Origin of the sequence: Limosilactobacillus reuteri, from assembly GCF_020785355.1 — a bacterium.
Taxonomy (GTDB): domain Bacteria; phylum Bacillota; class Bacilli; order Lactobacillales; family Lactobacillaceae; genus Limosilactobacillus; species Limosilactobacillus reuteri_I.
Genome location: NZ_JAJGVH010000073.1, coordinates 81,105 through 94,284, shown reverse-complemented (window position 1 = coordinate 94,284; position 13,180 = coordinate 81,105). Strand labels below are relative to the sequence as shown.

Below are 13,180 nucleotides of genomic sequence, written 5' to 3'. Positions count from 1 at the left end.
CCAACGAGGTGATAGTCATGGTTATATTCTTAATCTGTATTTTAGCAGCAATAATTGTTATTGCCCTTTATTTAACGATCCATCGCGTATTTCTTAAGCGAGCAACGATGATGGTACAGAAAAATGCTCAAGACGTTACTGATGCAGCGTTAAATACTAGTTTGAAAGAAATGTTACATTGGAATAAAAATCTGAATTCTCAAATTGTTGCCGATGTTTGGGGAAAAGGTGTGCTTGCTTTTGAATACCATTTTGATTATAAAAAAGAAAATATTAATCTTGATGATTTCACACGTCAAAAACTAGCAGCAAAACTTGATGAATACGCAAAACAACATCAGTTAAAGATGGCTCCCAACGCTTCTCAACCGTTTATTATAACCGATTGGTGGAAATATGAGGGGATTTTGCATATCGATATTGCCTATTTGATAAATGAAGCAACTGTTGAGTACATTGAAGATTTAGAAAAATTAAATCAAAATAGTAATTAGTTAAAATGGCCGGGAGAAAGTGTGGTTTTCTCTCGACCATTTTTTATAAAAATTAACTAATCATCACTGTATCTGCAGGCGCCTCAAATGGTTGATCTTTATTAATATGATCGTAAAATAGCACCCCATGCAAATGGTCAATTTCATGCTGACAAACAATTGCTGGGTAATGCTTTAATCGTACCTTATGCGTTTCACCATTAACGTCTTGATAACGTAATGTGATGCGGTCATGTCGTGGCACGTAGCCAGGTACATCTTTGTCAACTGAAAGACAACCTTCACCTTCAGTAAGAGCACCATATTGAACCGATTCACTGACGATTACTGGATTAATAATAACGTCCTTAAATAAGGGCTTTTCATCTTCATCAGGTGCAGGAACAAGGACAGCAGCCATTTGCTTTGAAACACCAACTTGAGGAGCAGCAAGGCCAACGCCAGCTCGTAACTTGTATTTTTCACATAATTCAGGATCTTGACTTACTTCTAAGTATTTCATCATATCTTTAGCTAATTTTTGGTCTTCATCAGATAGGGGGAATGAGACCTTAGCAGCTCGTTTACGTAAAACGGGATTGCCATCACGGGTAATATCTTTCATTAAATACATTACTCACTATGCCTCCATATAAAAATTCAGTCATATTATAGTCTATCATATCTAGCAGAAATTGCTAATTAAGATATATTTTAGTTAAAAAATAGTATTTTTAAGCGAAAACGTTTAATTTTAATGGAAAAGAATAACGTTTTTGTCTATTAAGTTAATGAAAGCGCTTGTATTATTCAGGTAATAAGTTATACTATAAATGTAGGTAAGCAATCGCTTACATGATGTTAATTGAATTTGGAAAGGAATGTTGAATATGGCCAATACCAAAGCTGTCAATTTTGCTGAGATTAAAGCCAATGAAGGGGTACCTTATGCAAAACCCGTACAAATTCTTGATAACGACGGAAATGTTGTTAACGAAGAATTAATGGCTAATTTCAGTGATGAATTATTAGTTGACTTAATGAAAAAAATGGTTTGGGAACGTGCCTTGCATGAACAAACAATGAGTTTCTCAAAGCAAGGTCGATTAGGCTTCTATGCTCCAACTTGGGGTGAAGAAGCTTCTGAAATGGGAACAGCTGCTGCATTTAAGAAGCAAGACTTCCTTTTCCCAGCTTATCGTGATTTGCCACAATTAATTCAACATGGAGCAACTGTTGCTCAAATGTACTTATGGTCAAAGGGACACATCAAAGGTAACCTTTTTGATGCACGTGCTCTCCGGCCACAAATCATTATCGGAGCACAGATGGTCGAAATGGCTGGTGGTGCTCTTGGAATTAAGAAGAATGGTGAGAAAGACACTGTTGCCTATGCTTACACTGGTGAAGGTGGAAGTTCACAAGGGGATACTTATGAAGGAATGAACTTTGCTGGTGTATTCCAAGTACCTGGTGTATTTATTATTCAAAATAATGGATGGGCTATTTCGTTCCCACGAAAGTTGCAAACTGAAGCACAAACAATTGCTCAAAAGGCTGTTGCTGCTGGGATTCCAGGTGTTCAAGTTGATGGAATGGACGTCCTTGCATGTTATGAAGTTGCAAAGGAAGCTCGTGAATTTGCTGCTGCTGGTAATGGACCAGTGCTAATTGAGACATTAACATACCGGTTCGGTGCTCACAGTTCAGCAGGTGATGATCCTACTCGTTACCGGACTGAGGATGAAACAAAGCCATGGTTTGATAAAGATCCATTGATTCGTCTTCGCAAGTACCTAACGAAAAAGGGACTTTGGTCTGAAGAAGAAGAACAAAAGTATGCTGATGAATGCAAACAAAGCTTTAAAGAAGCAATGAAAGAAGCTGACTCAGTAGAACCTGAAAAAGTTAGCGATATGTTGAAGCGGACGTTTGAAGTACCAACTCCAGACATTAAAGAACAAATTAAGAAGTACGAAGAAAAGGAGTCGAAGTAATCATGGCTAAAAAGACTTATATCAAAGCTATTACTGAAGGTATTGACATCGCTTTAGCCGAAGATCCTAAGACTTTAGTATTCGGTGAAGATGTTGGTAAAAACGGTGGTGTTTTCCGTGCTACTAATGGTCTTCAAGAAAAATACGGTGTTGATCGAGTATTTAGTACCCCTCTTGCCGAATCAGGTATTTTAGGAATGTCAATTGGTTTAGCAGCAACTGGCTGGCGTCCAGTACCAGAAATTCAATTCATGGGCTTTACTTTTGAAGCAATGGATTCTATCGCTGCTCAAATGTCACGGATCCGTTTCCAATATAATGGAACTAAGCATGCACCAATTACTATTCGGACTCCTTATGGTGGTGGTACTCATACTGCTGAATTGCACGGGGATGATCTTGAAAACTTCTTCGTTGGTATTCCAGGATTACGGGTTGTTGCACCAAGTTCTGCCTATGATGCTAAGGGCTTGATTATTTCTGCAATTGAAAATAACGATCCAGTTCTTTTCCTTGAAAACCTTCGTCTCTATCGTTCAGTCAAAGGTGAAGTTCCTGATGACAAGTATACTGTTCCGTTGGACAAAGCAAATGTTGTTCAAGAAGGTACTGATGTTACAATTATCGCTTATGGCGGTGAAGTATCAGAAGCACAAAAAGCTGCTAAGAAATTAGCTAAGGACAATATTTCTGCTGAGATTATCGACTTGCGTTCTCTTTACCCACTTGATACTGACACGATCTTTGAATCAATTAAGAAGACGCACCGAGTAGTTATTGTTCAAGAAGCACAAAAGATGGCTGGTGTTGGTGCCCAAGTTGCATCAGCTATTTCAGAAGGTGCAATTATGTACCTTGATGCTCCTGTTACTCGGGTTGCTGCTCCTAACTCAGTATATCCATTCCCACAAGCTGAAAATGTTTGGCTTCCAGGTGCACGTGATATTGAGGATGCCGTACGGGAAGTAATTAATTACTAAAAGTACGGAATAGAAAGGGTGTTAATACAATATGGCATACATTTTTAGACTACCAGAAATGGGAGAAGGATTAACTGAAGGTGATGTTGCTTCTTGGCTCGTTAAAGAAGGAGAAGCAATTAAAGCTGATGATCCTTTAATTGAAATTCAAACTGATAAATCAACTACTCAATTGGTATCTCCAGTTGATGGAACTGTCAAAAAATTATTTGTAAAAGAAGACGACCATGTTGAAAAAGGCGACAAGCTCGCTGAAATTGATGATGGTAAGCCTGGCATTAGTACAAACGTCGAAAGTGAAGACGATGATGATGAAACTGATACAGGCAGTGAAGAAGCTACTGAAAGTGAAGAATCCACGGCTCCAGCTGCAGATTCTCCTTCAGAAGATAATTCTTCAAAGGGTGGAGTAGCCCCACTTGCAGAACCAAATAAGCTTGTAATGGCAATGCCTTCTGTTCGTCAATATGCCCGTGATAAGGGTGTTGACATCTCACTTGTTCAACCAAGCGGTAACCACGGTCAAGTCCTTAAAGAGGATATTGATAACTTTAATGGGGCAGCTGCTCCAGCTAAGGAAGAAAAGAGTACGGCTGCGTCAGCTAAGACTGCTCCAGTTGCAGCTAAGACCGCTGGTAATACAATCAAGCCATGGAATGCCGACCTTGAAGAACGTGAACCAATGTCTAATATGCGGAAGATTATCGCTAAGACTACTCGTGAATCAAAGGATATCTCACCACATGTTACATCATTTGATGAAGTTGAAGTATCTGCTCTAATGGCTAGTCGCAAGAAGTACAAGGCAGTTGCTGCAGAACAAGATATTCACTTGACTTTCTTGCCATACATTGTTAAGGCCTTAGTTGCCACATGTAAGAAGTTCCCAGAATTAAATGCTTCAATTGATGATTCTACTCAAGAAATTGTTTACAAGCACTACTACAACGTTGGAATCCTTACTAACACTGACCATGGTCTCTATAATCCAAATATTAAGAATGCAGATTCTAAGAGCATGTTTGAGATTGCAAAAGAAATTACTGAAAATACTCAGGCAGCCTTTGACAACAAGCTAAGTCCAGAATCAATGGCTGGTCGGACTATCAGTATCAGTAATATTGGTTCAATTGGCGGTGGCTGGTTCACCCCTGTTATCAACCAACCAGATGTTGCTATTCTTGGTGTTGGTCGAATTGACAAGGAACCATACGTTAACGAAGATGGTGAAATTGTTGTTGGTCGAATGATGAAGTTATCATTGACTTACGATCACCGTTTAATTGATGGTGGACTTGCACAACATGCATTGAACTACATGAACAAGTTATTACATGATCCAGAATTATTGATGATGGAGGGCTAGATAATGGCTGATGTTGAACAAAAGGATACAGTAATTGTTGGTGGAGGTCCTGGTGGTTATGTAGCCGCTATTCGAGCTTCAGAATTAGGTCAAAAGGTTACCTTAATTGATAAGGGAGAACCAGGTTTAGGTGGTGTTTGTTTAAACGTTGGATGTGTACCATCTAAAGCATTAATTGCTGCTGGCCACCGTTACCAAGAAACTTTAGATTCATCTATTTACGGTATTTCTAAGACCGATGCAAAGCTAGACTTTACTAAGACTCAAGAATGGAAAGACCATAAAGTTGTCGACCGTATGATTCGTGGAGTTAAGATGCTTTTGAAGAAGCATAAGGTTGAAATCATTGATGGAGAGGCAATTCTTGATAATGACCACCAACTTCGTGTAATTAAGCCTGGTCCAAAGCAATTCATGGATAATGATAATGGTCGGACTATCACATGGAAGAATTTGATTCTTGCAACAGGAAGCCGTCCAGTAGAAATTCCTCATTTTAAGTTTGAAGGCCGCGTTATTGATTCAACCGGGGGCTTAAACCTCAAGGAAGTACCAGAAGAATTAGTTGTAATTGGTGGTGGCTACATTGGTACAGAATTAGCTGGTGCCTATGCTGATCTTGGTGCTCATGTAACGATTATTGAAGGTACCGATTCAATTCTTGGTGGATTTGACCACGATATGGTTGATATTGTTGTCAAGAATCTTGAAAAGAAGGGTGTAGACATTGTAACTAAGGCAATGGCTAAAGATTCTCAGCAAGATGAAAATAGTGTTACTGTCACTTATGAAGTTGATGGTAGCGAAAAGAGCATTAAAGCTGACTACTGCATGGTATCTGTTGGTCGTAAACCAAATACTGATGATTTTGGCCTTGATATGACAAATGTTAAGTTAAATGACCGCCATCAGGTAATTGTTGATGAACAAGGCCGGACGAATGTACCTGGTATTTGGGCTATTGGAGATATTGTTCCTGGTCCTGCACTTGCTCACAAGGCATTCTTTGAAGCTAAGACTGCTGCTGGTGCAATTGCTGGTAAGAATACTGCTAACGATTGGGTTGGGGTACCAATGGTTTGTTTTGCTGATCCAGAATTAGCTCAAGTTGGTATGACGGTTGAAGAAGCTAAAGATAAAGGAATTGATGTATCTACTGCACAGTTCCCATTTGCCGGTAATGCCCGTGCTGTTTCTCTTGATGCTGCCGAAGGATTTATCCGCTTAATCTATACTAAAGATAAGAAGAATGTTATTGGTGCTCAAGGTGTCGGTCCTGGTGTTAGTGACCTTGCTGGTGAACTTTCATTGATTGTCAACTGTGGTATGAATGTTGAAGATGTTGCTTTAACAATTCACCCACACCCAACATTGAATGAACCTGTTCAAGAAGCTGCAGATATTGCGCTTGGCTTCCCAACACACATCTAAATTTTAATAAATTAAATTAGAAAAGTTCTTAGTGATGAATAACTCGATTTTGAGATCACTAAGAACTTTTTCTGTTTGGATTCTTTTAGGTCATTTATTCCTAAATTTCCGTTTGGATTGTATAATACAAGTAGGAAATGAATGGAGGGACAAAAAATGAATTCACAAAACTATAATTATCCGCTTGATCCATCATGGACAACTAAAGAGATGGAAACGGTAATTGCCATGTTTAGGGCGGTTGAAGATGCTTATGAAGTTGGGATTGACAGAGATAAAATTTTAGATTGTTATCGTGCTTTTAAGCAAGTCGTTCCCTCAAAGGCTGAAGAGAAACAATTGGGTCGCGAATTTGAAAAGAATTCGGGTTATGTTCTCTACCGTGTTGTCAAAGCAGCACAAGAGTCAACAGATAAGCGAATTAAGATGGTTGGGCAAAAAAATGATTAGTATTGAAGAGTTAGATCAAAAAGCACAACAAATAATCCGTCAAGCAGGTCAAAATGCATACCAGAAAATGGAAAACGATTACCAGATTGATACGAAGACGAATTATACGGACCTTGTAACGACAATTGACCGAGAAAATGAACAATTAATAAATGATCAACTGCGAAAAATTGATCCTGATAGTCAAATTTTAAGTGAAGAAGGATTTGGCGACCAGCAAATAAGCAATATGCAAGAACATGTTTGGATTGTTGATCCAATTGATGGAACGATGAATTTTGTTAAGCAGCATAATAATTTTGCTGTTATGTTGGCATTATATGTTGATGGACAACCAACGCTTGGCTATATTTTAGACGTAATTAATAATCGTCTATACCACGGTCGCAAGGGTGCTGGTGTTTATATTAACAACCAAAAAATTAGCCAGCCAGCTGACTTAGGCTTACGCGAAAGTTTGTTAGCGATGAATCGGACATTAACTTTAAGTGGCGATTCAGCATTAAAGAAAATCGCTCAAGACGCAATTGGCTTACGGATGTATGGAAGTGCCGGTATTGAGATGATTGGTGTGATCACTGGTCAATTAGGTGGATATATCTCGAATTTGAAGCCATGGGACCTTGCTGCAGGGCGAATGTTAGCAGAAGAATTAGGCTTAGTTGTGAAATCGATTGACGGTAGTTCTATTAATGTGTTATCATCTAATCTTGTATTAGTAGCAACGAGGCAGGTTAGTCGAGATATTCGACAGATCATCAATTAGTTGTCGAGGCTGTGACCGCGATGTCACAGTTTTTTTATGAAATTGGCGATTGATAGGCCGCTGCTGTTCGACTTAAAAATGATATGACGAAAGGGAGAATCAAGTTTTGAAAACTCGTGACGACATTCGTAACATTGCGATTATTGCCCACGTTGACCACGGTAAGACTACCTTAGTTAACGAAATGTTGAAGCAATCAGATACTTTACCAGAACACTTCTCAATTGAAGATCGTGCGATGGATACTAACGCTATTGAGCGTGAACGTGGTATTACTATTCTTTCAAAAAATACTGCTGTTAAATATGACAATCACCAAATTAACATCTTGGATACACCAGGACACGCGGACTTCGGTGGTGAAGTTGAACGTGTTATGAAGATGGTTGATGGTGTATTACTTGTTGTGGATGCTTTTGAAGGGACAATGCCTCAGACACGGTTCGTTCTTAAGAAGGCCCTTGAACAACACTTAACACCAATTGTTGTGATTAATAAGGTTGACCGTAAAGGTGCTCGTCCTGAAGAAGTTGTGGATGAAGTTCTTGACCTCTTTATCGAATTAGGTGCAGATGAAGATCAACTCGACTTCCCAGTTGTTTACACTTCTGCAATGAACGGTACTTCAAGTTATGATTCAGATGTTTCTACTCAAGAACATACCATGAAGCCATTGTTTGATACTATTATCAAGACAATTCCTGCTCCAGTAGACAATTCTGATGAACCACTTCAATTCCAAGTTGCTATCTTAGATTACAATGACTTCGTTGGTCGAATCGGTATCGGTCGTGTCTTCCGTGGTAAGATTAAGGTCGGCGATAATGTTACCTTAATGAAGCTTGATGGCTCAAAGAAGAATTTCCGGGTTACTAAGCTCTTTGGTTTCTTCGGTTTGAAGCGTTTGGAAATTAATGAAGCTGAAGCCGGTGATTTGATTGCGGTTTCTGGGATGGAAGACATCAACGTTGGTGAAACTGTGGCTGATGCAGAACACCCTGAAGCAATCACTCCATTACGGATTGATCCACCTACATTACAAATGACTTTCCGGACCAACGATTCTCCATTTGCTGGTCGTGAAGGTAAATTTGTTACTGCCCGTCAGCTTGAAGATCGTTTGAAGCGTGAAATGCAAACTGATGTGTCCTTAAAGGTTGAAGATACTGATGATCCAGGTGCCTGGACTGTTTCAGGTCGTGGGGAATTGCACCTTTCTATCTTGATCGAAACATTACGTCGTGAAGGATATGAATTATCTGTATCACGTCCACAAGTTATTTACCGTGAAATTGATGGTGTAATGAGTGAACCATTTGAAGAAGTTCAAATTGATACTCCAGATGAATATACTGGTTCAGTTATTGATAGCCTTTCTAAACGTAAGGGTGAAATGAAGAACATGGAACCAGGCGAAAATGGTCAAACTCGTCTTATCTTCTTAGCACCATCACGTGGTTTGATTGGATACTCAACTGAATTTATGACTATGACCCGTGGTTACGGAATCATGAGCCATACCTTTGAAAAATACGCACCAGTTATCAAGAACTGGAACCCTGGTCGTCAAAAGGGTACTCTTGTGTCCATGAATGCTGGTAAGGCTACTACTTACGCAATGATGGGTATCGAAAGTCGTGGTCAATTATTGATTGATCCAGGTACGGAAGTTTACGAAGGTATGATCGTTGGTGAAAACAGTCGTGAAAATGATATTACTGTTAACATCACCAAGGGTAAGAACTTAACGAACGTTCGTGCTGCTGGTTCTGATGAAATGGCTCACATTAAGACCCCTACTCACTTCTCCCTTGAAGAATCACTCGAATTCTTAAATGAAGATGAATACTGTGAAGTAACTCCAGAAAATATCCGTTTACGGAAGAAGACCCTTAACACAAATGCCCGTGAAAAGGAAGCTAAGCGTCGTCGTGCTGCTTCACGGAAGTAAATATTTAAAAAAGCTTGGGAGGCTAACTAGCTTTCCGAGCTTTTTTTTGTTGTATAATAATGATTGTATTTTGTTTTTAGGTAGGTGCACTTTGTGAAGAAAAAGAAATTAAGATTCCGTAAGATTCGTTCTGTATGGAATAACGTCCGCTACCTTGATTATTATATTTTAGTTCCTTATCTTGCTTTATGTTTAGTAGGAATTGTAATGGTCTATTCAGCTAGTGCTTCCATTGAAATGCAAAATGGTGGAACCCCATTAGGATATTTAGTAAAACAAACAATCTATGTTGTAATGGGCGTCGTAGTAATGGCATTTATGGCAAATTATCCTTTGCGGCATTATCGAACGCCAAGATTTTTACGAGATTCAACATTGGTAGTTGGTGCTTTACTTGTCATTGTTTTGGTCTTTAGTCGGGCTGTTAACGGAGCTAAAGGTTGGATATCCTTGGGCTTCTTTAATATTCAACCGGTGGAAATTTGTAAGCTATATTTTATCTTATATTTAGCTGATCGAATGGCTAAAATTAGGCAACGTGGACAACATTTTACCACTGATGCTAAAGGTCCCTGGCTCATAATTGCAATTTTTCTCGGGTTGATTATGATTCAACCAGATATTGGAGGAATGGCGATTAACGGAGCGATTATTGCAATCATGCTTTTAGCGGCAGATTATAAATGGGGCGTTGGCTTGGGGATAATTCTTGTCTTACCAGCGCTTGGCTATCTTGGATTGGAACGACTAGTTGAAAGTGGCTTGCTCCAAGGCGGTGGATACCAAGTTGCGCGTTTTGTTGCCTTTCTAAATCCTTTTGGAAATGCTAGTGGTTCAGGAAGCCAATTAGTTAATTCCTATTACGCAATCAGCAATGGTGGTGTATTTGGGGTAGGACTTGGAAACAGTATCCAGAAAATGGGATATTTACCAGAACCCAATACCGACTTTATTATGTCAATTACTAGTGAAGAGTTGGGCCTAGTTGGGGTAACGGCAATTTTAGTTACGTTACTCTTTTTGATCTGTCGTATTATTCAAGTTGGGGTGCGGGCAGATAGTTTGTATCAAACGCTCATCTGTTATGGTTCAGCAACATTCTTTACGATTGAAACACTCTTTAATATTGGTGGAGTTCTAGGACTCTTGCCGATTACGGGGGTTACCTTCCCATTTATTAGTTATGGGGGATCAAGTATGTTGATTCTTTCTGCAACGGTAGGCATTATAATGAATATTAGCATGCAGCAAAATCGGGATCGCTTAGTTATAGGAAAACCGTTTATTCCTGAAACAGGAGGCGTAAAGAATGTTTAAATTAATTCCACGGCGTTCCCTGATAATTTACATTAACAATAATCGTGTGATTCGAGCTCTTCGTCATTATGGTCAGATTGATTATATTTCCCGACGAATGCATTATGTGGTAATGTATGTAGACCAAAGTGATATCGAAAAAATAAAAGAGAAGATAAGTCGATTACGCGCAGTGAAAAAGGTTGAATTATCAGTTCGGCCAGATTTAGACCCGACGTTAGCTGATCTTGAATTAACGGGGGTCTATCAATTACATGATGAGGATGATAAAAAATGAGAATTGTTGCAGGAGACTTTGGGGGACGAAAACTAAGCGCTGTTCCGGGAATGGCAACTCGTCCAACAACTGATAAAGTTAAAGAAGCGTTGTTTAACATAATCGGTCCTTACTTTAATGGCGGAACTAGTCTAGATTTGTTTGCCGGAAGCGGTGGATTAAGTATTGAAGCTGTATCACGCGGAATAAGCCAGGCAGTCTTAGTTGATCGTCAATATCAAGCAATCAAAACAATTAAGAAGAATATTGACGTTACAAAACATGTTGAACAATTTAAAGTTTATAAAATGGACGCTCATAAAGCATTAAATTTGTTTGCAAAAGACAAGCTGAAATTTAACTTGGTCTTTTTAGATCCGCCCTATGCTAAACAGCAAATTGTTAATGATATTGAGCAGATGGTTAAAAATAATTTACTAGCTAAAGATGCAATAATTGTGGCAGAAACAGATCAGAATGCGAAATTGCCAACAGATTTAGCTGATTTTAACTTTATTCGCCGTCAAGAATATGGAATTACGGTTTTAACAATTTATCAATATGAAGGAGAATCAAAATAATGAAAGTTGCAGTTTTTCCTGGATCATTTGACCCATTAACACTTGGACATTTAGATTTAATTAAACGAGGAAGTGCATTATTTGATCAATTGGCAGTAGCGGTAATGACTAATGAAAGTAAAAATCCGCTATTTACTGTTGAAGAACGAGTAGCGCAAATTAAAGAGGCGGTGAGCGGGCTAGATAATGTTTCAGTTATTACAACAGAGGGCTTAACTGTTGATCTAATGAACCGCATTGGGGCAGATTACTTAATGCGTGGTTTGCGTAATACTACTGATTTTCAATATGAACGTGATATTGCGGCGATGAATAACTTTTTAGATGATCAGTGTGAGACTGTCTTTTTCCTTGCTAAGCCTGAATATCAGCACTTATCTAGTAGTTTGCTGAAAGAAGTAACATCGGCTGGGGGAGATATCTCAGCTTATCTTCCCGCTAATATTAATGAAGCACTAAAAAAGCGTTTAATGGAACGAGAAATGTTACGGGTTAAGAAAGACAATGAAAAAGCAAGATAATGTAATATTACGACGAATAGGAATTATTTTAGGGCTTGTCCTTTTACTAGGCTGCTTTTTGTTCTGGCCCCTAAATTCCTATATCGAAAGTCCGGGAACGGCTGCTGATTTACAGTCTTTTGTTAAAATAAAGGGACACCCTGATCGATATAAGGGGAGTTTTATGTTGACGTCGGTGGCGATTCAACGCGCCCATCCTGCAACATATTTATATGCCAAAATGATGCCCTATATGTCAATTGAGAGTGCAGAGGATGTAACTGGTGGTCAAAATAGTGCAACGTATGACCGTGTCCAAAAATTTTATATGGATAGCTCGATTAACGAGGCAATTGCAGTTGCTTATAATGCTGCTCACCAAAAAGTGACGCGACGCTATCTAGGAATTTATGTATTGCAAGTTCAGCCTAATTCTAAATTTAAACATGATATTCATGTTGGGGATACAATTACAAAAGTAGATGGTCATCACTTTAATACCGCTCAAGGCTTTCAAAAATATATTGGTGCTAAAAAAGTTGGCACTCCGTTAGCGGTTACTTATACTCGAGATGGGAAAACTAAAACAGTAACTCATCCGCTTGTTAAAATTGCTAATACTAATAAGCCAGGAATTGGGATCATCCTTACTAACAATATGCAAGTTAAGACTAAGATCCCAGTAAAGGTTGATGCTGGTCAATACGGTGGGCCATCTGGTGGCTTAATGTTCAGTTTACAAATATATCAACAAATTAGTGGAAAAGATTTGCAGAAGGGACGTAAAATTGCCGGAACTGGAACGATAAATTCAGACGGGACCGTTGGAGAAATTGGTGGAATTGACAAGAAAGTAATCGCCGCGCACCGTGCAGGAGCTACTATTTTCTTTGCCCCTTATATAAAACCAACGAAAGAGATTCTTAAGTATGAAGAAGGTCACCTGACTAATTATCAAATGGCTAAAAAAGCAGCTAAAAAATATGCACCGGGAATGAAGGTTGTCCCAGTCACTTCCTTTGACGAAGCGGTGAAATATTTACAAACGCATAAGTAAATTAAAAGGCAAGAGGCAAAAAATGAAGGTCTCTTGCTTTTTTTAATGCAAAATT

General features: G+C 38.9%; 14 protein-coding genes. 13 read left to right on the top strand and 1 reads right to left on the bottom strand.

Features of this window, described 5'->3' with window-relative positions:
- Window positions 1-17: 17 nt before the first annotated feature.
- Window positions 18-494: a hypothetical protein gene (locus LMB56_RS05580; RefSeq protein ID WP_003666804.1), complete on the top strand. Its 477-nt coding sequence runs from the start codon at window positions 18-20 to the stop codon at window positions 492-494.
- A gap of 52 nt (window positions 495-546) precedes the next feature.
- Here the strand turns inward: LMB56_RS05580 and def are convergent, their stop codons facing one another.
- On the bottom strand, window positions 547-1,107 hold the full coding sequence (gene def / locus LMB56_RS05575) for a peptide deformylase (RefSeq protein WP_065532792.1): 561 nt from the start codon (window positions 1,105-1,107) through the stop codon (window positions 547-549).
- A 256-nt stretch (window positions 1,108-1,363) separates the two neighbouring features.
- On the opposite strand from def, the gene pdhA reads away from it, so the two are divergent.
- The 12 genes from pdhA (at window position 1,364) to LMB56_RS05515 (ending at window position 13,125) form a co-directional block, all read left to right on the top strand.
- Window positions 1,364-2,470, top strand: coding sequence for a pyruvate dehydrogenase (acetyl-transferring) E1 component subunit alpha (gene pdhA / locus LMB56_RS05570; protein WP_019252621.1), 1,107 nt, complete (start codon window positions 1,364-1,366; stop codon window positions 2,468-2,470).
- A gap of 2 nt (window positions 2,471-2,472) precedes the next feature.
- Entirely contained in the window at window positions 2,473-3,450 is a 978-nt protein-coding gene (locus LMB56_RS05565) for an alpha-ketoacid dehydrogenase subunit beta (RefSeq protein WP_003666809.1), read from the top strand.
- A gap of 31 nt (window positions 3,451-3,481) precedes the next feature.
- On the top strand, window positions 3,482-4,816 hold the full coding sequence (locus LMB56_RS05560; protein WP_094512509.1) for a 2-oxo acid dehydrogenase subunit E2: 1,335 nt from the start codon (window positions 3,482-3,484) through the stop codon (window positions 4,814-4,816).
- Window positions 4,817-4,819: 3 nt separating this feature from the next.
- The gene (lpdA, locus tag LMB56_RS05555; RefSeq protein WP_003668265.1) at window positions 4,820-6,247 is read left to right on the top strand and encodes a dihydrolipoyl dehydrogenase; all 1,428 of its coding nucleotides are present in this window, start codon (window positions 4,820-4,822) and stop codon (window positions 6,245-6,247) included.
- Between the two features lie 156 nt (window positions 6,248-6,403).
- Window positions 6,404-6,697, top strand: a complete 294-nt coding sequence (locus LMB56_RS05550; RefSeq protein WP_229279971.1) for a UPF0223 family protein — start codon at window positions 6,404-6,406, stop codon at window positions 6,695-6,697.
- Complete coding sequence (locus LMB56_RS05545) at window positions 6,690-7,463, top strand: inositol monophosphatase family protein (protein WP_229279970.1); 774 nt, start codon at window positions 6,690-6,692, stop codon at window positions 7,461-7,463. Before LMB56_RS05550 ends, LMB56_RS05545 begins: the two co-directional genes overlap by 8 nt.
- A 106-nt stretch (window positions 7,464-7,569) precedes the next feature.
- Entirely contained in the window at window positions 7,570-9,414 is a 1,845-nt protein-coding gene (gene typA, locus LMB56_RS05540) for a translational GTPase TypA (protein WP_003666816.1), read from the top strand.
- Between the two features lie 93 nt (window positions 9,415-9,507).
- Window positions 9,508-10,731, top strand: coding sequence for an FtsW/RodA/SpoVE family cell cycle protein (locus tag LMB56_RS05535; RefSeq protein ID WP_229283833.1), 1,224 nt, complete (start codon window positions 9,508-9,510; stop codon window positions 10,729-10,731).
- Window positions 10,724-11,008: a YlbG family protein gene (locus tag LMB56_RS05530; protein ID WP_229283834.1), complete on the top strand. Its 285-nt coding sequence runs from the start codon at window positions 10,724-10,726 to the stop codon at window positions 11,006-11,008. Before LMB56_RS05535 ends, LMB56_RS05530 begins: the two co-directional genes overlap by 8 nt.
- Window positions 11,005-11,568 (top strand): 16S rRNA (guanine(966)-N(2))-methyltransferase RsmD, encoded by a 564-nt coding sequence (gene rsmD, locus LMB56_RS05525; protein ID WP_163621810.1) that lies wholly within the window; start codon window positions 11,005-11,007, stop codon window positions 11,566-11,568. Before LMB56_RS05530 ends, rsmD begins: the two co-directional genes overlap by 4 nt.
- Window positions 11,568-12,089: a pantetheine-phosphate adenylyltransferase gene (gene coaD / locus LMB56_RS05520; protein ID WP_003668252.1), complete on the top strand. Its 522-nt coding sequence runs from the start codon at window positions 11,568-11,570 to the stop codon at window positions 12,087-12,089. The genes rsmD and coaD overlap by 1 nt, the downstream gene beginning before the upstream one ends.
- A complete protein-coding gene (locus LMB56_RS05515) occupies window positions 12,073-13,125 on the top strand; it encodes a SepM family pheromone-processing serine protease (protein WP_229279968.1) in 1,053 nt (350 codons plus the stop codon). The genes coaD and LMB56_RS05515 overlap by 17 nt, the downstream gene beginning before the upstream one ends.
- Window positions 13,126-13,180 lie beyond the last annotated feature (55 nt).

What these genes read in the sequence shown, in the direction of transcription:
- LMB56_RS05580 (WP_003666804.1), top strand. Translation starts at nt 18, where the DNA reads ATGGTTATATTCTTAATCTGTATTTTAGCAGCAATAATTGTTATTGCC.
- def (WP_065532792.1), bottom strand. Translation starts at nt 1,107, where the DNA reads ATGTATTTAATGAAAGATATTACCCGTGATGGCAATCCCGTTTTACGT.
- pdhA (WP_019252621.1), top strand. Translation starts at nt 1,364, where the DNA reads ATGGCCAATACCAAAGCTGTCAATTTTGCTGAGATTAAAGCCAATGAA.
- LMB56_RS05565 (WP_003666809.1), top strand. Translation starts at nt 2,473, where the DNA reads ATGGCTAAAAAGACTTATATCAAAGCTATTACTGAAGGTATTGACATC.
- LMB56_RS05560 (WP_094512509.1), top strand. Translation starts at nt 3,482, where the DNA reads ATGGCATACATTTTTAGACTACCAGAAATGGGAGAAGGATTAACTGAA.
- lpdA (WP_003668265.1), top strand. Translation starts at nt 4,820, where the DNA reads ATGGCTGATGTTGAACAAAAGGATACAGTAATTGTTGGTGGAGGTCCT.
- LMB56_RS05550 (WP_229279971.1), top strand. Translation starts at nt 6,404, where the DNA reads ATGAATTCACAAAACTATAATTATCCGCTTGATCCATCATGGACAACT.
- LMB56_RS05545 (WP_229279970.1), top strand. Translation starts at nt 6,690, where the DNA reads ATGATTAGTATTGAAGAGTTAGATCAAAAAGCACAACAAATAATCCGT.
- LMB56_RS05530 (WP_229283834.1), top strand. Translation starts at nt 10,724, where the DNA reads ATGTTTAAATTAATTCCACGGCGTTCCCTGATAATTTACATTAACAAT.
- rsmD (WP_163621810.1), top strand. Translation starts at nt 11,005, where the DNA reads ATGAGAATTGTTGCAGGAGACTTTGGGGGACGAAAACTAAGCGCTGTT.
- coaD (WP_003668252.1), top strand. Translation starts at nt 11,568, where the DNA reads ATGAAAGTTGCAGTTTTTCCTGGATCATTTGACCCATTAACACTTGGA.
- LMB56_RS05515 (WP_229279968.1), top strand. Translation starts at nt 12,073, where the DNA reads ATGAAAAAGCAAGATAATGTAATATTACGACGAATAGGAATTATTTTA.